Here is a 20,850-nt window from a genome sequence, read left to right as displayed (position 1 = left end):
TCTCCACGAAAGGCTCGCATTGTAACAGCCAGATGACTGAGTCCCTAGCCCATCGATCACTCCGACTCAGCACTCGCTCAGGCCTTCTCTGAACCGGATTGCGAGGCCTTTGAGCTGCTGACGCCAGCTTTCCATCTCCTCGCGCGTCAACGCCTGCTCGGGCTCTTCTTCCGCCCCCACTGCGATGATAAGTGGCTGAGTGACGTCACCCTTGGGTTTGCGCGGCGCCCTCGGCGGCATGAACAACGCCTGGTAGGAGGCCAGTAATTGCGCCAGCCACGTTTCGCGGTTGTGGGCGAGCTCGACCAATTCGCCCATTTCCGGGATGGCGATAGCTTCCAGTACCTTCGGCGACAGCAGGTCCTCGGCACGCGGGGTGCTGGCCTGTGGCAGTCGGTAGAATCCGGCAATCTCGTGGCACAGCCCGAGCAACGCGCCATAGAGATGAAAGATCGCCGACTCACGCTCCGCCTGTTCAAGCCCTTGGGCGTTCATCGCACGGCTGTCCCTGGCCTTCGCCATCGCCTCCAGTGCCAGGCCTGCGAAGAACAGCTTCTGGTTGGTGCGGGTATAAAGTTCATGAGCCATAACGGTGGCCTCTGTAGAGATGAGTGAAGCGCCAACCTGCCCGCAGCGAGTCAGCCGCAGACAAAAAAATCCCTCGCAGCGCACGAGGACGCCGAGGGATTCTTTTAACGCAAAGCGTCGGGGCTGACCAGTCGGATCGTGATCAAACGATCAACGCTTGTCCTCGACCTTCCACTTGCCGCCGTCGTAGAACGCACGCCAGCCAGTCGGCTTGCCGTCCACTTCGGTCTGCACGTATTGCTCCTTGGACTTGCGGCTGTAGCGGATCACCGCCGGGCGACCGTCGGGGTCCTTCTTCGGCGCGTCACACAGGAAGTGATACTTAGGATCGATCTCGTCCTTGTGCGGTGCAATCTCCATCACCAGCGGTGCACGGGTCTCGCGGTTTTTCGGGAACTGGCTGGCCGCCAGGAACAACCCCGAAGCACCATCGCGCAGGATGTAGGTGTCGTCGACCTTCTCGCACTTGAGCTCCGGCATCTTCACCGGGTCCATCTTCGGCGGCGCCGCTTCACCGCTTTTCAGCAGCTTGCGGGTGTTCTTGCAGTTGGTGCAGCCGAAGAACTTGCCGAAACGGCCGGTCTTGAGCTGCATTTCGCCGCCGCACTTGTCGCACTCGACGCTCGGGCCTTCATAGCCCTTGATGCGGTAGGTGCCCTCTTCGATCTCGTAACCCGAGCAATCCGGGTTGTTACCGCAGATGTGCAGCTTATGCTTCTCATCCAGCAGGTACGCATCCATCGCGGTGCTGCAGATCGGGCAACGGTGCTTGCCACGCAGCACGCGGGATTCGGACTCGCCCTCATCGTCGTCGGCAATTTCGTCGCCCGGCGTGAGGTTGACGGTGGCCTTGCAGCGCTCTTTCGGCGGCAGGCTGTAGCCCGAGCAGCCGAGGAACACGCCGGTGGACGCCGTACGAATCTGCATCGGGCGACCGCAGACCTTGCACGGGATCTCAGTCATCACCGGCTGGTTGGCGCGCATGCCGCTGTCGGGTGCTTCGGCCACTTCGAGTTTCTTCTTGAAATCGCCATAGAACTCGTCGAGGACGTTCTTCCAGTCGCGTTGGCCCTGGGCCACGTCGTCGAGGTTCTCTTCCATGCCGGCCGTGAAGCCGTAGTCCATGAGGTTCGAGAAGCTTTCGGACAAACGTTCAGTGACGATGTCGCCCATCTTTTCCGAATAGAAACGACGGTTGTGCAGCGCCACATAGCCACGGTCCTGAATCGTCGAAATGATCGCTGCATAAGTCGATGGACGGCCAATGCCGCGTTTTTCCATTTCCTTGACCAGGCTGGCTTCCGAATAACGTGCAGGCGGCTTGGTGAAGTGCTGGCTTGGGTCGAGCTTGATCAGCTTCAGCTTGTCGCCCTGGGCCATGTCCGGCAGTACGTCGTCATCGCCCGGCTTGCTCATCTGTGGCAGCACGCGGGTGTAACCGTCGAACTTGAGGATGCGACCCTTGGCGCGCAGCTCGAAATCACCGGCCGCGACGCTGACGGTGGTCGACAGGTATTGCGCGGGCGGCATCTGGCAGGCCACGAACTGGCGCCAGATCAGCTCGTACAGACGCTCGGCGTCACGCTCCATGCCGGTCAGCTTGCTCGGATGCGTGTTGACGTCGGAGGGACGAATCGCTTCGTGAGCCTCTTGCGCGCCTTCCTTGCTGCTGTAGACGATCGGCGATTCCGGCAGGTACTTCTTGCCGAACTCGGTTTCGATGTAGGTGCGGGCCATGGCCACTGCGTCGGCCGACAGGTTGGTCGAGTCCGTACGCATGTAGGTGATGTAACCGGCTTCGTACAGACGCTGGGCCATCATCATGGTTTTCTTCACGCCGTAGCCCAGGCGATTGCTCGCGGCCTGTTGCAGCGTGGACGTGATGAAAGGTGCCGACGGTTTGCTGCTGGTCGGTTTGTCTTCACGCTTGCTGATGCTGTAGGCCGAGGCCTTGAGCTTCTCCAGCGCCGCCATGGCGGTCGCTTCGTCCAGCGGTTTGAAGGCCTCGCCTTTTTCGCGGGCGACTTCAAAGCGAACGTTGGCGCCCTTGGCAGTGCCGAGGTCCGCATGGATCTCCCAGTACTCTTCCGGGATGAACGCGCGGATTTCACGCTCGCGCTCCACCACCAGCTTCACTGCCACGGACTGCACACGGCCGGCCGACAGACCGCGGGCGATCTTCTGCCACAGCAGCGGCGACACCATGTAGCCGACGACGCGGTCGAGGAACCGGCGTGCCTGCTGGGCATTCACGCGGTCGATGTCGAGCTCGCCCGGTTTGGAGAAGGCTTCCTGAATGGCTTTCTTGGTGATCTCGTTGAAGACCACACGCTTGTAGCGCGCATCGTCGCCACCAATGGCTTCGCGCAGGTGCCAGGCAATGGCTTCCCCTTCGCGGTCCAAGTCCGTCGCGAGATAGATGGTGTCGGCGTCTTTGGCCAGGCGGCGCAATTCGTCGATCACCTTCTCTTTGCCGGGAAGGATTTCGTACTTGGCTTTCCAGCCGTGTTCCGGATCGACACCCATGCGCGCCACGAGCTGGCGCTTGGCCTTTTCCTTGGGCGACAGCGCAGGCGCTTCGGCCACGGCCTTGCCGCGCTTGGCAGCAGGCTCTTTGGAGGCGCTAGCCGAACCGCTGGTGGGCAGGTCTCGGATATGGCCGATACTCGACTTCACCACGTACTGGTTGCCCAAGTACTTGTTGATGGTCTTGGCCTTAGCCGGGGATTCCACAATGACCAGCGATTTGCCCATGGATCGGAAAATTCCTAATGCGAGAAAAAAGACGTCAGAGCCGTCGAGGCCCCGCTATATATAGTGGCTGAAAGGTGAGGTCAAGCAATGGCTGCTGCAACGTCATGCCTCAGGGCCGTGGAAAAAGATCCGGTTCGGCCTGAACCAAAGCAAAGCGCGGCACTTGCTCGCCGTCAACCTCAACTGACTGCAGAAACATGCTCAAAGGGCGTACCCACAGGCCGTATTCGCCGTACAGCGCTTGATAGCACACCACTTCTTCTTCGGTCTCCGAATGCCGCGCGACACCGATAACACGGTATTCGGGCCCTTTGTAGTGACGGTAGAGACCTGGCTGTAGCGGCATGCGGGGGACCTCGGGTGTGACAGGAAAAAAAGTGGCGAAAATACATTTTCGGAAAAAACAAAAGCCGGGGCACCAGGCCCCGGCTTGCACACTCACACCGTTTAGACGCGTTCGAATACGGTGGTAATGCCCTGACCCAGACCGATGCACATGGTGGCAACACCCAGGGTGCCGCCATTCTGCTTCATCACGTTGAGCAAGGTGCCGGAAATCCGCGCCCCCGAGCAACCGAACGGGTGACCCAAGGCGATGGCGCCGCCGTGCAGGTTAACCTTCTCGTCCATCTTGTCGAGCACTTTCAAATCTTTCAGCACCGGCAGGGCCTGTGCAGCGAAAGCTTCGTTGAGCTCGAAGTAGTCGATATCGGCGATGCTCAGCCCTGCACGCTTAAGCGCTTTCTGGGTCGCCGGAACCGGTCCGTAACCCATGATTGCGGGGTCGACACCGGCCACGGCCATGGAGCGGATCACCGCCAGGGGCTGGATGCCGAGGTCCATGGCGCGCTGGCCGGACATGACGATCATGCACGAAGCACCGTCAGTGATCTGCGACGAGGTGCCGGCCGTGACCGTACCGCCTTTCGGGTTGAACGCAGGCTTGAGGACAGCCAGGCTTTCCAGCGTCGTCTCCGGACGAATGGTCTCGTCGAAGTCGAACATCTTCAGGAAACCGTTCTCGTCGTAGCCCTGCATCGGGATGATTTCGTCCTTGAACTTCCCTTCCAGCGTGGCCTTCTGAGCGAGCCTGTGGGAGCGCACACCGAACGCATCCTGCGCCTCGCGGGTGATGCCGTGCATCTTGCCCAGCATTTCGGCGGTCAGGCCCATCATGCCGGAGGCTTTGGCGGCGTACAGCGACATGTGCGGGTTCGGGTCGACACCGTGCATCATGCCAACGTGGCCCATGTGCTCGACACCGCCGATGACGAAGACGTCACCGTTGTTGCTCATGATCGCCTGAGCCGCCGTGTGCAACGCGCTCATGGACGAACCACACAGGCGGCTGACCGTCTGCGCGGCGGAGGTGTGCGGAATCTGGGTCATCAGCGACGCCATGCGCGCGATGTTCCAGCCCTGCTCCAGGGTCTGGTTGACGCAGCCCCAGATCACGTCCTCGACTTCGGCCGGGTCAACCTTGTGGTTGCGTTCCAGCAATTTGCTGATCAGGTGCGCCGACATGTCTTCGGCGCGGGTATTGCGGTGCATGCCACCCTTGGAGCGGCCCATCGGTGTGCGACCGAAGTCGACAATCACGACGTCTCTCGGATTCAAGCTCATATCTTCACCTGTTCGTTGGGCACTTAGCCGAAGAAGCGTTGGCCGGTCTTGGCCATTTCACGCAGCTTCGCAGTGGGGTGGTACAGAGCGCCCAGATCAGCGTATTGGTCAGCCAGGGCCACGAATTCAGCGACACCGATCGAGTCGATGTAGCGCAGCGCGCCACCGCGGAACGGAGGGAAGCCGATGCCGTAGATCAGGCCCATGTCGGCCTCGGCAGCCGTGTCGACAATGCCGTCTTCCAGGCAACGCACGGTTTCGAGGCACAGCGGGATCATCATCCAGTTGATGATGTCTTCGTCGCTGACTTCACGCTGCTCGTAGATCACCGGCTTGAGCACTTCCAGCACGGAAGCGTCGACCACTTTCTTCGGTTTGCCCTGCTTGTCGGTCTCGTAGACGTAGAAGCCCTTGCCGTTCTTCTGGCCGAGGCGATTGGCGTCGTACAAGGCGTCAACGGCCGTGCGGCGATCGTCCTTCATGCGGTCCGGGAAGCCTTCGGCCATGACGTCGCGACCGTGGTGCCCGGTGTCGATGCCGACCACGTCCATCAGGTACGCCGGGCCCATTGGCCAGCCGAATTTTTCCATGACCTTGTCGATGCGCACGAAATCCACACCGGCGCTGACCAGCTTGGCGAAGCCGCCGAAGTACGGGAACAGGATGCGGTTGACCAGGAAGCCCGGGCAGTCGTTGACCACGATCGGGTTCTTGCCCATCTTCTTGGCGTAAGCCACGGTGGTCGCCACGGCGACTTCGCTGGACTTCTCGCCACGGATGACTTCAACCAGGGGCATCATGTGCACCGGGTTGAAGAAGTGCATGCCGACGAAGTTTTCCGGGCGCTTGAGGGCCTTGGCGAGCAAGCTGATGGAGATCGTCGAGGTGTTGGAAGCGAGAATGGTGTTTTCACCCACCTGCCCTTCCACTTCGGCCAGTACGGCTTGTTTGACCTTCGGGTTCTCGACCACGGCTTCGACGACGAGGTCGACGGTGCCGAAATCGCCGTAGGACAACGTAGGACGAATCGCGTTGAGCGCTTCGGCCATCTTCGCGGTGGTCAGGCGGCCTTTTTCGACGCGCTTGCCCAGCAGCTTCGATGCTTCGCCCAGGCCCAGCGCGATGGCTTCTTCACGGATGTCCTTCATCAGGATCGGCGTGCCTTTGACAGCCGACTGATAGGCGATGCCGCCCCCCATGATGCCGGCGCCCAATACAGCGGCCTGCTTCACGTCCTTGGCGACTTCGTCGTAGACCTTGGCTTTCTTTTTCAGCTCCTGATCGTTCAGGAACAGACCGATGAGGCTCGCAGCGGCCGAGGTCTTGGCCATCTTCACGAAACCGGCCGCTTCCACTTCCAGCGCTTTGTCGCGACCGAAATTGGCGGCTTTCTGGATGGTCTTGATCGCTTCGACCGGCGCCGGGTAGTTCGGGCCGGCCTGGCCTGCCACGAAACCCTTGGCGGTTTCGAAGGCCATCATCTGCTCGATGGCGTTGAGCTTGAGTTTGTCCAGCTTCGGCTGACGCTTGGCCTTGAAGTCGAACTCGCCGGAGATGGCGCGCTTGATCAGGTCCAGTGCAGCTTCCTGCAGTTTGCCGGGAGCCACGACAGCATCGACGGCGCCCACTTTCAGTGCGTCTTCAGCGCTGTTGTCTTTGCCGGACGCGATCCACTCGACCGCGTTGTCTACACCGATCAGGCGTGGCAGACGGACTGTGCCGCCGAAGCCCGGATAGATACCGAGTTTGACTTCAGGCAGGCCGACCTTGGCGGTAGCGGACATGACGCGGAAGTCAGCGGCCAGGCACATTTCCAGACCGCCGCCCAGGGCGATGCCGTTGATGGCAGCAAGGGTCGGTACGTTGAGGTCTTCGAAAGCGCTGAAGATTTTGTTGGCTTCGAGGTTGCCGGCGACGAGTTCAGCGTCCGGCAGCTTGAAGTTATCGACGAATTCGGTGATGTCGGCGCCGACGATGAAGACGTCCTTGCCGCTGGTGACGATGACGCCCTTGATCGAGCTGTCGGCCTTGATGGCTTCGATGGCCTGACTCAGGTCGTTGAGGGTGAGGCGGTTGAACTTGTTGACGGACTCACCCTTGAGGTCGAACCGCAGTTCGACGATGCCACTTTCAAGAGCCTTAACCGTGATGGCTTTACCTTCGTAAATCATCAACTGATCTCCACGATATGGAAGCTGAACAATACGCATCAGACGCTGAGATCCGGCGCTATGCTCGACGTTGCCGTCGAGGCGAAACACCAAACGCCAGTCACCCCGTCGACGCGATTCGAGCGTCTGTGAGAGCATTCCTACGGCAAACGCTCAATTCATACGCCCGTTTGATTTGGGTGCGGCTACCTTCTGCCATATTCCAGCAATTGTCAATTCAGCAGACAGCGGGCAAAACCGGCAAATCGCAGGTAAAACGTGCGCCTGATAGAAGGCTATTCAGGCGCATGATCGCGGGGGCATGAAACTGAAGAAGATGGGGCGTGGCGGCGGGCAGTGGCTCGGAACGCAGCATGAAATAAACGGTGAGGCAGCAGACAAACGCACCATTAAGGTCTACATTCAGCGCACTGCGCATCAAGACGGGTCATTTGAGGGTCGTCAGCAAGTGATGTGAGACCCGGCGAGCGGCATTGCACCGCACTGCACAAGAATTACGGCCTGCCTGGCCAACCCCGGCCCGATGTTGTTATCGGGCTTTTTAATGCCCGCGATTCGGGCATCGGGACGGCTTACGCCAAGGCCTTCAGCACCGCTGCAATGTGCTGCAATACTTCGGGCTCGCCGCGCTCGGCCCAATACAGGGCAATTAGCTGCTTGCCCGCCTCCACTTTGTAGACGTCCGCCGGCAGCGTCTTGAACGGCTCGAGCAGGCGCGGATCTTCACACGGCTCGCGCCACTGGTTGACCCACACGCCCGGCTCCATCTGCCAGTACACCCAGACATCGGGCGCCCGCGCGGCACGTGGCCGGTGATACTGCGGGCACGGGCTCGGCGGCTCGGTCGGCAACCAATGCGGCCACTCCTGGGGAATCAGCTGCATGGCCAACCCCATGCGCCGCGCCTGCATGCGCATGGCCATTCTGCCGCTCTGCGAGCGCGAGGGGCGCAGCCAGACCAGCGGACTTAAAACCACCGCAATGATTGACAGGATGATCCACACCGTCATATTTGTACGCCCCCCGCGGCGGCTAGCTGCTGGCGAACCACATCGGCGTGCCAGAGGCGCGTGAAAAGAGCCATAATCAAAACCATCGCAAACCTCAGAAGGAACACCCCATGTCCTATGAACATATCCTGGTAGCCGTGGACCTCACTGAAGAGTGCGATCCGGTTATCAAAAAAGCCATGGCGCTGGCGTTGGCCGGCCACTCCAAGCTTTCGCTGGTGCACATCGTCGAACCTATGGCCATGGCGTTCGGTGGCGATGTCCCGATGGACCTGTCGCAGCTGCAGCAACAGCAGTTCGATCAGGCCAAGGAAAAGCTGGAAGCGCTGAAACGCAAATACCCCGACGTAAAGACCGGCGACAGCCATTTGACCTACGGCCAGCCGCGTCAGGAAATCCACAACCTGGCGAAGGAACACCACGTTGATCTGATCGTTGTCGGCAGCCACGGCCGTCATGGCCTGTCCCTGCTGCTCGGTTCTACTGCCAACGACGTGCTGCACGGTGCGCCGTGTGACGTGCTGGCAGTGCGCCTGATCAAGCGCCCGGAGAAATAAGCGCGCCAATGCAAAAGCCCGGTCCTTGAAAAAGGGCCGGGCTTTTTTATTGCTACAGCTTAGCGATCACTCGTCCAGCTCGGCCCAACGCTCAAGGAGTCCGTCCAGTTCGCCTTGCAGGCTTTCCAGCTGCGCCATCACGGCTGTGGTTTGCTCCGCAGGACGCTGATAGAAACCGGCCTCGGCCATCTCGGCACTGAGCGCAGCCATTTGCGCTTCTACAGCGTCAATTTGCGCAGGCAGGGCTTCCAGCTCGCGTTGCAGTTTATAGCTGAGCTTCTTTTTGGCGACCGGCATTTCGGCCGCCGCGACCGGTGCTGCCTGAACCACGGCAGTGGCCAGCTCGGACTTGCCGGACTTGCTGTCGGTGACGCCCAGCAGACGCGGCGAGCCGCCCTGGCGAATCCAGTCCTGATAGCCACCGACGAATTCGCGGACCTTGCCCTCGCCTTCGAACACCAGGGTGCTGGTGACGACGTTATCGAGGAATGCCCGGTCGTGGCTGACCATCAGCACGGTGCCCTTGAAGGTCAACAGCACTTCTTCAAGCAGCTCGAGGGTCTCGACGTCCAGATCGTTGGTCGGTTCGTCGAGGACCAGCAGGTTGGCCGGTTTGCTGAACAGTTTGGCGAGCAGCAGACGCGCGCGCTCACCGCCGGACAACGCCTTGACCGGCGTCCGCGCCCGCTGCGGGCTGAACAGGAAATCGCCCAGGTAGCTGAGGACATGGCGGCTCTGGCCGTCGATGTCGATGAAGTCGCGGCCTTCGGCCACGTTGTCGATCACGGTTTTTTCCAGATCGAGCTGGTGACGCAACTGGTCGAAGTAGGCGACATCCAGACGGGTGCCGACTTCCACTTTGCCGCTGGTGGGCTGGAGGTTGTCGAGCATCAGCTTGAGCAGCGTCGTCTTGCCGGTACCGTTGGCGCCGAGCAGACCGATGCGGTCTTCGCGCTGCAGGACCATAGAGAAGTCCTTGATCAGCATCGGGCCGCCCGGGTGAGCGAAGCTGACGTTGTCGAGCACCATCACCTGCTTGCCGGATTTGTCTGCCGTGTCGAGCTGGATGTTGGCCTTGCCGGTGCGTTCGCGACGGTCGCTGCGTTCAACGCGCAATGCCTTCAGGGCGCGTACGCGGCCTTCGTTACGGGTACGACGGGCCTTGATGCCCTGACGAATCCATACTTCTTCCTGGGCCAGACGCTTGTCGAACAGCGCGTTGGCGGTTTCTTCCGCCGCGAGCATGGCTTCCTTGTGCACCAGGAAGCTGGCGTAGTCGCCGTCCCAGTCGATCAGGCCGCCACGGTCGAGTTCAAGAATGCGCGTGGCAAGGTTTTGCAGGAAGGACCGGTCGTGGGTGATGAACAACACCGCGCCCTGGAATTCCCTCAGTGCTTCTTCAAGCCAGGCGATGGCGCCGATGTCGAGGTGGTTGGTCGGTTCGTCGAGCATGAGCAGATCAGGCTCGGAGACCAGCGCCTGGGCCAGCAACACGCGACGACGCCAGCCGCCGGACAGTTCGGCGAGGGTCTTGTCGGCCGGCAGTTGCAGACGGCTGAGGGTGCTGTCCACCAACTGCTGCAGGCGCCAGCCGTCACGGGCTTCGAGGTCCGACTGCACGTGCATCAGCTTGTCGAGGTCTTCGGCGGTGACGATGTTCTGGCTGAGGTGGTGATACTGGGCGAGCAACTCGCCGACGCCATCGAGGCCTTCGGCAACCACGTCAAATACGGTACGGCCGTCAGCGACCGGCAACTCCTGGGGCAGCTCGCCGATCTTGAGGCCCGGCGCGCGCCAGACATTGCCGTCGTCGGGCATCTGAATGCCCTTGACGAGCTTCAACATGCTGGACTTGCCGGTGCCGTTGCGGCCAATGATGCAGACCCGCTCACCACGGGCGATCTGCCAGGACACCTTGTCCAACAACGGCATGGCGCCGAACGCAAGGGACACATCGCTGAATTTGAGCAGGGTCATGAGCTTCTCCAAAAACCGGGCGCGCATTCTACCTGAGATAACCCGGCAGATGGGCGGCTAATCGATGACAGGACGTCGTCCGGACCCGGTGGTCGGCCGATTGCAGGCCGGGGTTTGTTTCCATCTATCACGACGGACGAGGCAGCGCTTCAACCCGCGCGGGCAACAGGCTAAGCTAGCCGCACTTTTCACGATGCATCTGCACGGAAGTCTCATGCGCAGTCGTTTCTTCAGCCTTTTGTCCTGCCTGCTTCTGTCGGCCACCGCTGCCCAGTCCGTCCAAGCGGTCGATCTCACCACCCAACGCCAATATTACGATGAAGCCAAACGGGCTTTGGCCAAGGGCGACGGCGGCCCTTATCGTACGTACGCCGCTGCGTTGGCGGATTACCCCCTCGAACCCTACCTGGCCTACGACGAACTCACCGCCCGCCTGAACAGCGCGAGCAACGAGGAAATCGAGAAGTTCTTCGCCGAGCATGGCGACCTGCCGCAAGCCAACTACATGAAGCTGCGCTGGCTGCGGCTGCTGGCTTCGCGCGGTGACTGGCAGCCCTTCGTCAAGTATTACGACCCCAAGCTGAATTTCGTCGAGCTCGACTGTTTGTATGGCTCGTATCAGCTCAGCCACAACCAGCGCTCGGAAGGCTATGCCAACGCCGAGAAGACCTGGATGACCGGCAAGACGCTGCCGGCAGCCTGCGATACGTTCTTCACCCAGTGGGCGGTCGAGGGGCAGTTGACCGAGCAGAAACGCTGGCAGCGCGCCAAGCTCGCCGCGCAGGTGCGCAACTACGCGCTGGCCAATCAACTGGTCAACAGCATGACCACCCTCGCGCCCCAGGGCCGTTTGCTGATCGCCGTCGCGCAGAAGCCGGAAATGGTCAACAACCAGGGCCAGTTCATGCCAGCCGACGAGGCGATGTCCGATGTGGTCGGGCTGGGGCTGCGTCGCCTGGCCAAGCAGGACCCGCAGCGGGCCATGGAGCTGCTCGACAGCTACGCGCCGGTGCTGCATTTCTCCCACGAGGAACAGGTGCAGATCGCCAAGGAAATCGGCCTGACCCTGGCTCGCAGTTATGACGGCCGCGCCCTTGAGGTCATGACCAAGTACGACCCGGACCTGCGCGACAACACCGTCACCGAATGGCGCCTGCGCCTGTTGCTGCGGCTCGGTCGCTGGAGCGATGCGTACGAGCTGACCCGTCGCCTGCCCCAAGACCTCGCGACCACGAACCGCTGGCGTTACTGGCAGGCCCGCTCTCTCGAGCTTGCTCAGCCCAACAGCCCGTTGCTTCCGGGGCTGTACAAGGCGGTCGCGAAGGAGCGTGATTTCTACGGCTTCCTTGCCGCCGACCGCACCCAGACGCCGTACATGCTCAACAACAAGCCGCTGGTGATGAGCCAGGCGCTCATGACCAAGGTGCGCAACACACCGGGCGTGCGCCGCGCGCTGGAGTTCTATGATCGCGGGCAGATCGTCGACGGCCGTCGCGAGTGGTACCACGTCACCCGGCGTTTCAGCCGGGACGAAATGGTCGCCCAGGCCAAACTGGCGTACGACATGCACTGGTATTTCCCGGCCATTCGCACCATCAGTCAGGCGCAGTACTGGGACGATCTAGATATTCGCTTCCCGATGGCCCACCGCGACACCCTGGTGCGTGAAGCGCAGGTTCGCGGGCTGCATTCAAGCTGGGTGTTTGCGATCACCCGTCAGGAAAGCGCGTTCATGGATGACGCCCGCTCTGGCGTCGGTGCCGCAGGCCTGATGCAACTGATGCCTGCGACCGCCAAAGAGACCGCGCGCAAATTCAGCATTCCCCTGGCCTCGCCGGCCCAGGTGCTCGATCCGGACAAGAACATCCAGCTCGGCGCCGCTTATTTGAGTCAGGTCCATGCGCAGTTCAACGGCAACCGGGTACTGGCTTCGGCGGCGTACAACGCAGGTCCGGGACGTGTACGTCAGTGGTTGAGGGGCGCCAATCACCTGGCCTTCGACGTCTGGGTCGAGAGCATTCCGTTCGACGAGACCCGCCAGTATGTGCAGAACGTGCTGTCGTATGCGGTGATCTACGGCCAGAAGCTCAATTCCCCGCAGCCGCTGGTGGACTGGCATGAACGGTTCTTTGATGATTTGTGAGGCTCTGCGGTCGTAGGACCGGCTTTAGCCGGGAAGACCTCGGCTGCACGGCGGAGATTCGCGGTGTGACGCCTGGCCTCTTCCCGGCTAAAGCCGGTCCTACAGTGCGAATCGAGTGCATTTTGTAGGACCGGCTTTAGCCGGGAAAGCGTAAGGGCAAGCGCTCAATCACTCGAGCACCTCAACCTCCATCCCGACCTCGACCAGCCCTGGGCCATCACTCACCAGGTTCTGGCCAAACCAGATCTCCCCTTCTCGCTCGCGATAGGTCTTCAGTGTGGTCATCGGTTCGCGATCCGCGCTGCGCTCACCGGTAGCAGGGTCGATCGTCGTCAGGATGCACCGCGAGCACGGCTTTAGCACCCGCAGTTCAACGCCGCCGATTCGAATCCGCTTCCAGCCATCCTCGGCGAACGGTTCCGCGCCGGACACCACCAGATTCGGACGAAAGCGCAACATTTCCAGCGGGCGACCCACCTTCTGCGACAAATCGTCCAGTGAAGACTGCCCGATCAGCAACAGCGGAAAACCGTCAGCGAACCCGACCCTGTCTTCCACCGTCCCGTAGCCTGAAGGCAGCCAGCGAGCGCGCTCTTTCGGCACGTGCACCAGCCGCGTCGGCTTGCCCACCAAGGCGCTGACCCAACGCGCCGCGTCCTCGCCCGCGTCCGGCACCCGAAAAGTGTCGCGCCAGATCGTGACACCGCGCAGATTGGCTTCTTCATCGACCGGCACCGGCACATCCAGACTGCCCAGGCCCGGCGCCGACAGCGTCACCCCATCGCCCTTCCACAGCACCGAGAGCTGCGACATCTGCGGCAGCGCGCGCTGGCTGTAAAAGCGCCCACTGGCTTCGTCCACCAGCATCCAGCGACGATCGCCACTCATGCCCAACTCATCGAAACGGGCCTGCTGCAACGTCTCGGCCATGCAGGATTTGAGGGGGTACCGATACAGTGCGCTGAGGTGAAACATGTACGCGTCCTTTTGCCAGAGCGGAAAGCCACCACTCTATACGAGACGCCGGAAAACCAAGCGGTACAGATGCAAAAAAGCCCCTCCATACAGCAAGGGGCTTGAAACAGGAACGGATCAGTTGTCGAGCATGAGCCGCTCGCGGACCACGTCGACCAGCTTGTCCGGCTGGAATTTGGAGAGGAAGTTATCGCAGCCAACCTTCTTGACCATGGACTCGTTGAAGCTCCCGGACAGCGAGGTGTGCAGCACGACATAGAGGCCGCGCAAGCGTGGGTCGTTACGGATTTCCGTGGTCAGGCGGTAGCCGTCCATTTCCGGCATTTCGGCGTCGGTGAAGACCATCAACAGCTTGTCGGTCATGACTTCGCCGGTGTCTGCCCAGCCCTTGAGCATGTTCAGGGCTTTCAACCCGTCGCGGGCAACGTGCATCTTCACGCCGAGCTGACCCAGGGTGTCACGCAACTGCGAGAGCGCCACATTGGAATCGTCCACCAACAGCACTTCGCGGCCAATGGCCCGGGCGAGGACCGGATCTTCCAGCTTGTCGCGGGAGACCTTGGCACTGTACGGCACGATCTCGGCGAGGACTTTCTCCACGTCGATGATCTCCACCAACTGGTCATCGACCTTGCTGATGGCGGTCAGGTAATGCTGACGCCCGGCGCTGGTCGGTGGCGGCAGAATCGCCTCCCAGTTCATGTTGACGATACGGTCGACGCCGCCCACCAGGAATGCCTGAACCGAGCGGTTGTATTCGGTGACGATGATTGTGCTCGAAGGCCCCGGCACCAGCGGACGCATGCCAATGGCCTGGGACAGGTCAATGACCGGCAGGGTCTGCCCGCGCAGGTTGACCACGCCGCACACGAACGGATGACGCTGGGGCATCAGTGTCAGCTTGGGCAGTTGCAGGACTTCCTGCACCTTGAATACGTTGATCGCGAACAACTGTCGGCCGGCCAGGCGGAACATAAGGATTTCCAGGCGGTTCTCACCTACCAGCTGTGTACGTTGGTCTACTGTGTCGAGAATGCCAGCCATCTGTTGCTCCTGGAGCAGGGTTCAAGTAAGTCCGCCTACCCTGTATCGGCAGCCCCATGACAGACCTTAATCGGGATAGAAACGCGCGTCGCGCCTTTGATATCACAATAACATCACTGCAACCCCATCGACAGACCCGAGCGCTGGCAGACCGGCGAACGGCGCGGCTTTCAGATGCGCGGCCCGATGACCACTCAGTGCAACCTGCCACCGCGAGTAGGGGTAACCCCTAAGGGCAATCGGGGCGAACCTGATATTCGGCTTTTCCAATAGCCATTACTGTGACGCCCTTCTCGTAAATGAATGGAGTCAGGCATGCGGTTGCGCTCGCGGAAGTTTCCCCACTACTCGCCGGAACCCTTGCGAAGGACCCTTCTCTTGAGGCCTGTGTGCAGATGATCGTTTCACGCGTTCATGCTGATCACGCCACCCTGCCCGACCATTCGCAACAATCAGAAACGCCCTACAGACTTTCCAGTGCCTTCAACATTAACTTTGGGCCACTCGCCCCACGCGACCTGACGTCGCCATTTGTGAAGAGTGGAGATTGCACATGCTGAACGGCAATGAATGGCAGCAGTTGCACGCAGAGTTTCTCAGCGATACCCAGACACTCATGTGCCGCGCCGATGAATGCCTCAGCCATCTGGAATTGATCAGCGATGATGGTGACGCGATGGAATGTCTGCTCACCACATTGCACCACCTTGCCGGCAAGGCAGACACCCATCGCGTGGAAACGGTCTGCGGTTTCGCACGGCAGTTGCGTTATCTCCTTTACTTCGCCAGCGCGGCCGGCCATTTGCAGCCAGAGGCATTGCCCACGCTCAAACGCTGCTTTGAGCTGATGGCCTGGCAGCTTGAACTCATCGACCCCCACACCGGATCGCTGGCGCTGGACGACAGTGAGCAGCGCGGTTTGCTGAACGCATTCGCCTGCCAGTGCGGGGTGGGCAAGCCGGACAATAACGTCGCCGCCAATCCGGGCTGGTCGGTCAATCCCGGGCAGCGCGACGTGCTCGCCGCCAGGCACGCCGATCACAGTGAAACGCGATGAATGGCTGCTGATTTCCTGAACACGCACTCGCCTTACGGACTTGAAAGCTGACTGAACGGACAACCGGCTCTGTTGTTGGTGTGAGTCGGGTTTCAACCTCAGCCCTTAATAACGCCGACAATTAAGGTACTATCGGCGCGCTCGAAAGAGCGCTTCAACCAGCACTTTTTCTGTCCATTCGACGAGTCGTTCGAACACGCTGTACCCATACAGAGGAAGTACAGCATTGTGTTTTTAGCAATGCCCTTTCAAATGGCCTGGCAGATCCGTCAGGTGTAGACATCCATTATCGATGGCTTCATCCGCTATGCATGGCAGCAGCAAATTCCCTGGCTTTCTGCGAATGAACCCCGGCAGCACCGTTCGCTGGGCAGGCCTGCTGTGCCTGGCGACCACGGGCTGCAATGTGATCGCGTACCTGGCGAGCAGCACCCTGCCGCTGGAGCTGGCCATCGTCAACGGGCTGGCATTTGCGGGCCTCTGTTACAGCATGATCCGCCCGAACCGGACCATTCAGTTCCAGCCCAAGGAACTCGCCGATCACATGCTGCAGGTTCAGGAAACCGAACGTCATCGCCTGAGCCGCGAGCTGCACGACGACATCGGCCAGATGCTCACGGCAGCAAAAATGCAGAGCGACTGGCTGCAGCGCCGCGCCCCGCAGGAGCTGCACGCGCAGTGCACGATGCTCATCAACACCCTTGATGAAACCCTGGCGAAGGTTCGCGACCTGTCCGCCATTCTCAACCCCCGACAGCTCACCAGCCTGGGACTGGAAGCCAGCCTGCGCGCGCATTTGCTGCGCACGCTGTCAGCCACTTCCGTGCAGTGGAGCCTGGAATGCCAGCAGCGCCTGGACGGTATTCCCGAAGAGATCGCGGTGGCGGCATTCCGCATTACCCAGGAAGCCGTGACCAATATGCTGCGCCACGCCCAGGCGCAAAACCTGCGCGTGCAACTGCAGCGCCGACCGGAAGGGTTGTGGCTGAACATTCGCGATGATGGTCAGGGATTCGCTCCTGCGCTGAGCCCCGCCGGTCAGGGGCAGCGCGGTATGGCGGGCATGGCCGAGCGCGCAAACTTGTTGGGGGGTGAATTGAACGTCGCCAGCGAGCCCGGGCAAGGCACCTGCATTCAGGCGTTGTTTCCGTGGGCGCCGCGTGTCCGCGGACGCGCTGAAGGCAGCAAGCCGTGAGTGTCTGCAACGTACTGCTGGTGGATGATCACGCGCTGATCCGCGCCGGTGTCCGCGCGCTGGTGTCGGACATCCCGGGTTACGCTGTTATCGGCGAGGCCAGCAATGGCCATCAATTGCTGGAAATGAGCCTGCAGCTGGAACCCGACATCATTCTGCTCGACATCTCCATGGGCGAAAGCGACGGGCTGGACGCCTTGCAACGCCTGCGTCAGACGCTGCCGGACAGCAAGGTGCTGATCCTGTCGATGCACACCGAGCCATGCCTGATCATGCGCGCGCTGGCGTGCGGCGCCCACGGTTACCTACTGAAAGATGCAACCGCCAGCGAGATCGAACACGCGTTGAACGCCCTGCGCGATGGCGAACGCTACCTGAGCCCGGCGATCGCTCACACGGTCATCAGCCAGGCATTGGTCGGCAGCCAGCTGGCGCCTGTCGAACCCGCCGAGGGTCATAACCTCACCGCCCGCCAGCTGGAAATCCTGCGGCTGGTGGTAAGGGGCACCTCAACCCGCGAGATCGCCGCTGGCCTCGGTTTGAGCGTCAAGACGGTGGAAACCCATCGCGCGCAGATCATGAAACGGCTGCACATCTACGACGTGCCCGGACTGGTGCTGTTCTGTGTGAGGGAGCGAATCATCAGCCTGGATGACTGATGGCGTCAGATGAGCGCGCGGTCGCGGCTCACCTGACGGTTGTTGATGCTCAGGCGAGTTGTCGCGTCTGCCCCAGCAACGGCGAATGCGACGGCAGGTGCACACGCAACGCGCCTGCTCGTGCTTCGAAACGGGTTGCTTCGCCGCTCAGCGGTTCGCCGTCGAGATTGATGTTCAGCCCTTGCGCCGACTTGAGCTCGACCCACGGCAGCCGCGCGCGGACGAACATGTTGTCGAGGCCCAGACCGCCTTCGAGCAGGCTCTTCAGCGTGCTCACCACCTCCTGGGGCGCTGGCAGAATGCTGATGTCCAGCAGGCCGTCATCGGCGAGGGCTTCCGGGCACAACGGATGGCCGCCGCCCGCCTGACGACCGTTGCCGATCCCCAGCGCCAGCATCTCGCCCTTCCAGTGAAAGTCCGGGCCGGTAAATTCGCCATAAGCCGCTTTCAACTCGCTGAAACGCGTAAGGCCGGTGAACAGATACGCCGCACCACCGAGGATCTTTTTCAGGTCTTCGGAGGTGTTGGCGGTGACCTGGCTGCCAAACCCGCCGGTGGCCATGTTGAGGAACATCTGACCGCCCACCGCACCCATATCAACCGCACGCGCCGGGACATCCAGCAGGTCGAGGGCCTGGTCGGGTTCCAGCGGCACACCCGCCGAACGGGCGAAATCATTGGCCGTGCCCAGAGGCATGATCACCAGACTGGCGTCGACTTCAGACAGCGCCAGCGCCTCCGCCACGTCGCGCAATGTGCCATCGCCGCCACCGGCGATGATCTGCCGATGACCGGCCTCCAGACCCTCACGTACCAGGCGCTGGGCATCGCCCGCTTCCCAGGTCACGCGCACGTCCAGTTCCCAGCCGTGTTTGCGCTTGCGCGCCACCGCCTCGCGGACATCCTCATTGAGCGCCTGCTTGCCGTGAAGAATCAGTAATGCCCTGCGCGCTGCCATGTCCCTTCCTTTTGCGTGTTCGAGTTGATGCGTGATGTGTTGACCGCGCGTGCTGCAAAAAAAGCCCGGTGGATGAAAAATCTTTTAACCCGGCGTCCTCGACAAGACACGCTTTGGCATTCACCCGGACACGGCTGAAGTTGGACGTCAGCCCGCTCAATGATGGCAAAAAGCCTTGGATGGCAGGGACTTACGCGCGCCGGCCTTGCCACCGCTCTGGGTTCACCTACGCGCAACGCCGAGTTGCCGGGGGTTTACGCCCCGTAAATAGGGGACGAGAGGCGTTAATTCCGCGTTACAACCCCTTGAAATGCGCGGGCGGAAAGCGCCTAATCGACAAATAATTGGCTAATTCGCCCGAATACTACGATAAAGTCATTAAATTGACTTTTCTCGGAATGATCGGGAATGCAGCCCCAGTCATTGATTCATGGATCGAAGAGGCGAGAAACCCCATGCAACTGATTCCCTGCATTATCGCTGGCGGCGCCGGCACCCGGCTGTGGCCTGTTTCACGGGAGGCGATGCCCAAACCCTTCATGCGCCTGCCGGACGGCGAAAGCCTGCTGCAGAAGACCTTCAATCGCGCCAGCCAGCTGGACGGCGTCGAAAGCGTCCTCACCGTCACCAATCGGGAAGTGTATTTCCGCACCGTCGATGACTACCGGCTGCTGAACACGCACCAGTTGGCGCTCGAGTTTCTGCTCGAGCCGTTCGGCCGCAACACCGCACCGGCCATCGCCGCCGCGGCGCTGCACGTTCAGGAGCGCTATGGCGACGACGCGCAGCTGTTGATTCTGCCGGCGGACCAGTTGATCACTGACGTTGCCGCGTTCGAGGCCGCCGTCCAGAGCGCACGCAAACTGGCCGACGAGGGCTGGCTGGTGACGTTCGGTCTGATCCCGTCCCGCGCCGAAACCGGTTTTGGCTACATCGAGAAAGGCCAGGCCCTCAGCAGCGAGGCCTATCAGGTCGCGCGCTTCGTCGAGAAACCCGATGCCGTGACCGCCGAGGACTATCTCGCGGGCGGTCTGCATTTGTGGAACGCCGGGATGTTCTGCATGCGCGTCGATGTGCTGCTCGCCGAGCTGGAAGCTCACGCGCCCGACGTGCTGACCGCCGTGCGCCATTGCCTGGCGCAGTGCAACAGCAAGGAAGGCCGCAACGAGTTGCAGATCGAGCTGGACAGCACGACCTTCGCCCTGGCGCCGGACATTTCCATCGATTACGCATTGATGGAGCATTCGCAGAAGGTGGCGGTGGTGCCGTGCGAGATGGGCTGGAGCGACATCGGTTCGTGGCAGGCCATTCGCGAGCTGAGTCCGGCCGATGAAAATGGCAACCGATGCAACGGCGAGGTGGTGCTGCACGACGTGACCAACTGCTACATCGACTCGAAGAAGCGGCTGGTGGGTGCGGTGGGTCTGGATAACCTGATCATCATCGATACCCCGGACGCATTGCTGATCGCTGACGCCGATCGCAGTCAGGAGGTCAAGGTTATCGCGCAGGCGCTCAAGCGTCAGGGGCATCCGGCGTACTTGCTGCACAACACCGTGACCCGGCCGTGGGGGACTTACACGGTGCTGGAGGAAGGCAAGCGTTTCAAGATCAAGCGCATTGTGGTGAAGCCGCAGGCGTCGTTGTCGTTGCAGATGCATCACCACCGCAGCGAGCACTGGATCGTGGTCAGCGGCATGGCGCGGGTTACCAATGGGGAGAAGGAGTTCATGCTCGACACCAATGAGTCGACCTTCATCCAGCCCGGGCACACTCATCGGCTGGTCAATCCGGGGGTGATTGATCTGGTGATGATCGAGGTGCAGAGCGGGGAGTATTTGGGAGAGGACGATATCGTGCGGTTTACCGATGTGTATGGGCGGGTGCCTGAAGCAGCCAAGATTTAGGCGTTTCGCAGGTCCACCGCTAGCCCCCCGGTGTTGCGTACGAAGGTCAAAATCAAGAGCGTCTGCCTGGGGGCAGACTGTTTCGGCTTCGCCGAGTTACTTGGAAAAGCACCCCAAGTAACCAAGGGTGCTTGCTCCTGGTTGGGCCCCTCGTTCCTCGGGGTTCCTTCACTCCGGTCCCGCTCCGTGGGCCCGCCGCCATCCGCCATCCATGGCGGGGGGCGGCTCTCGC

At 61.2% G+C, this 20,850-nt stretch carries 17 protein-coding genes; 7 read left to right on the top strand and 10 right to left on the bottom strand.

Translation table 11 applies throughout. The features are described from left to right. Window positions 1-66 precede the first annotated feature (66 nt). The 5 genes from AC07VF_RS23570 to fadB all read right to left on the bottom strand — a co-directional run bounded on the left by AC07VF_RS23570 (window position 67) and on the right by fadB (window position 7,136). A complete protein-coding gene (locus AC07VF_RS23570) occupies window positions 67-588 on the bottom strand; it encodes a DUF6586 family protein (RefSeq protein WP_192172369.1) in 522 nt (173 codons plus the stop codon). 150 nt (window positions 589-738) lie between these two features. Further along, complete coding sequence (gene topA, locus AC07VF_RS23565; protein ID WP_192172368.1) at window positions 739-3,342, bottom strand: type I DNA topoisomerase; 2,604 nt, start codon at window positions 3,340-3,342, stop codon at window positions 739-741. Between the two features lie 109 nt (window positions 3,343-3,451). Beyond that, complete coding sequence (locus AC07VF_RS23560; protein ID WP_065988576.1) at window positions 3,452-3,688, bottom strand: DUF1653 domain-containing protein; 237 nt, start codon at window positions 3,686-3,688, stop codon at window positions 3,452-3,454. Window positions 3,689-3,789: 101 nt separating this feature from the next. Next, window positions 3,790-4,965, bottom strand: coding sequence for an acetyl-CoA C-acyltransferase FadA (gene fadA, locus AC07VF_RS23555; RefSeq protein ID WP_192172367.1), 1,176 nt, complete (start codon window positions 4,963-4,965; stop codon window positions 3,790-3,792). Between the two features lie 23 nt (window positions 4,966-4,988). Continuing rightward, the gene (fadB, locus tag AC07VF_RS23550) at window positions 4,989-7,136 is read right to left on the bottom strand and encodes a fatty acid oxidation complex subunit alpha FadB (RefSeq protein ID WP_192172366.1); all 2,148 of its coding nucleotides are present in this window, start codon (window positions 7,134-7,136) and stop codon (window positions 4,989-4,991) included. Between the two features lie 301 nt (window positions 7,137-7,437). Between fadB and AC07VF_RS23545 the strand changes: the two genes are divergently transcribed. Then, window positions 7,438-7,593, top strand: coding sequence for a hypothetical protein (locus AC07VF_RS23545; protein ID WP_192172365.1), 156 nt, complete (start codon window positions 7,438-7,440; stop codon window positions 7,591-7,593). Window positions 7,594-7,708: 115 nt separating this feature from the next. On the opposite strand, the gene AC07VF_RS23540 is transcribed toward AC07VF_RS23545, so the two are convergent. Continuing rightward, a complete protein-coding gene (locus AC07VF_RS23540) occupies window positions 7,709-8,146 on the bottom strand; it encodes a hypothetical protein (protein WP_192172364.1) in 438 nt (145 codons plus the stop codon). 110 nt (window positions 8,147-8,256) lie between these two features. Between AC07VF_RS23540 and AC07VF_RS23535 the strand changes: the two genes are divergently transcribed. Continuing rightward, window positions 8,257-8,703: a universal stress protein gene (locus AC07VF_RS23535; protein ID WP_192172363.1), complete on the top strand. Its 447-nt coding sequence runs from the start codon at window positions 8,257-8,259 to the stop codon at window positions 8,701-8,703. A 66-nt stretch (window positions 8,704-8,769) separates the two neighbouring features. On the opposite strand, the gene AC07VF_RS23530 is transcribed toward AC07VF_RS23535, so the two are convergent. Continuing rightward, complete coding sequence (locus tag AC07VF_RS23530) at window positions 8,770-10,680, bottom strand: ATP-binding cassette domain-containing protein (protein WP_192172362.1); 1,911 nt, start codon at window positions 10,678-10,680, stop codon at window positions 8,770-8,772. Window positions 10,681-10,894: 214 nt separating this feature from the next. Here AC07VF_RS23530 and AC07VF_RS23525 point away from each other — a divergent pair, with 214 nt between their 5' ends. Further along, window positions 10,895-12,823, top strand: coding sequence for a transglycosylase SLT domain-containing protein (locus AC07VF_RS23525; protein ID WP_192172361.1), 1,929 nt, complete (start codon window positions 10,895-10,897; stop codon window positions 12,821-12,823). Window positions 12,824-12,991: 168 nt separating this feature from the next. Here the strand turns inward: AC07VF_RS23525 and AC07VF_RS23520 are convergent, their stop codons facing one another. Both AC07VF_RS23520 and AC07VF_RS23515 read right to left on the bottom strand, forming a co-directional pair. Then, the gene (locus AC07VF_RS23520) at window positions 12,992-13,798 is read right to left on the bottom strand and encodes an MOSC domain-containing protein (RefSeq protein WP_495009763.1); all 807 of its coding nucleotides are present in this window, start codon (window positions 13,796-13,798) and stop codon (window positions 12,992-12,994) included. A 117-nt stretch (window positions 13,799-13,915) separates the two neighbouring features. Continuing rightward, window positions 13,916-14,842: a chemotaxis protein CheV gene (locus AC07VF_RS23515; protein WP_192172359.1), complete on the bottom strand. Its 927-nt coding sequence runs from the start codon at window positions 14,840-14,842 to the stop codon at window positions 13,916-13,918. 553 nt (window positions 14,843-15,395) lie between these two features. On the opposite strand from AC07VF_RS23515, the gene AC07VF_RS23510 reads away from it, so the two are divergent. The 3 genes from AC07VF_RS23510 to AC07VF_RS23500 all read left to right on the top strand — a co-directional run bounded on the left by AC07VF_RS23510 (window position 15,396) and on the right by AC07VF_RS23500 (window position 17,753). Next, on the top strand, window positions 15,396-15,899 hold the full coding sequence (locus tag AC07VF_RS23510; RefSeq protein WP_192172358.1) for a hypothetical protein: 504 nt from the start codon (window positions 15,396-15,398) through the stop codon (window positions 15,897-15,899). Between the two features lie 343 nt (window positions 15,900-16,242). Then, complete coding sequence (locus AC07VF_RS23505; protein WP_495009764.1) at window positions 16,243-17,094, top strand: sensor histidine kinase; 852 nt, start codon at window positions 16,243-16,245, stop codon at window positions 17,092-17,094. After that, window positions 17,091-17,753, top strand: coding sequence for a response regulator (locus tag AC07VF_RS23500; protein WP_495009765.1), 663 nt, complete (start codon window positions 17,091-17,093; stop codon window positions 17,751-17,753). The genes AC07VF_RS23505 and AC07VF_RS23500 overlap by 4 nt, the downstream gene beginning before the upstream one ends. A gap of 49 nt (window positions 17,754-17,802) precedes the next feature. On the opposite strand, the gene yegS is transcribed toward AC07VF_RS23500, so the two are convergent. Beyond that, window positions 17,803-18,711, bottom strand: a complete 909-nt coding sequence (yegS, locus tag AC07VF_RS23495) for a lipid kinase YegS (RefSeq protein ID WP_192172356.1) — start codon at window positions 18,709-18,711, stop codon at window positions 17,803-17,805. 455 nt (window positions 18,712-19,166) lie between these two features. Here yegS and AC07VF_RS23490 point away from each other — a divergent pair, with 455 nt between their 5' ends. Beyond that, window positions 19,167-20,618, top strand: coding sequence for a mannose-1-phosphate guanylyltransferase/mannose-6-phosphate isomerase (locus AC07VF_RS23490; RefSeq protein ID WP_346628876.1), 1,452 nt, complete (start codon window positions 19,167-19,169; stop codon window positions 20,616-20,618). Window positions 20,619-20,850: the final 232 nt, after the last annotated feature.

It is taken from the genome of Pseudomonas sp. GW821-FHT02H06 (assembly GCF_059421525.1).
Note: the sequence above shows the minus strand (reverse complement) of the source record. Positions and strands in the feature narration are given on the sequence as shown.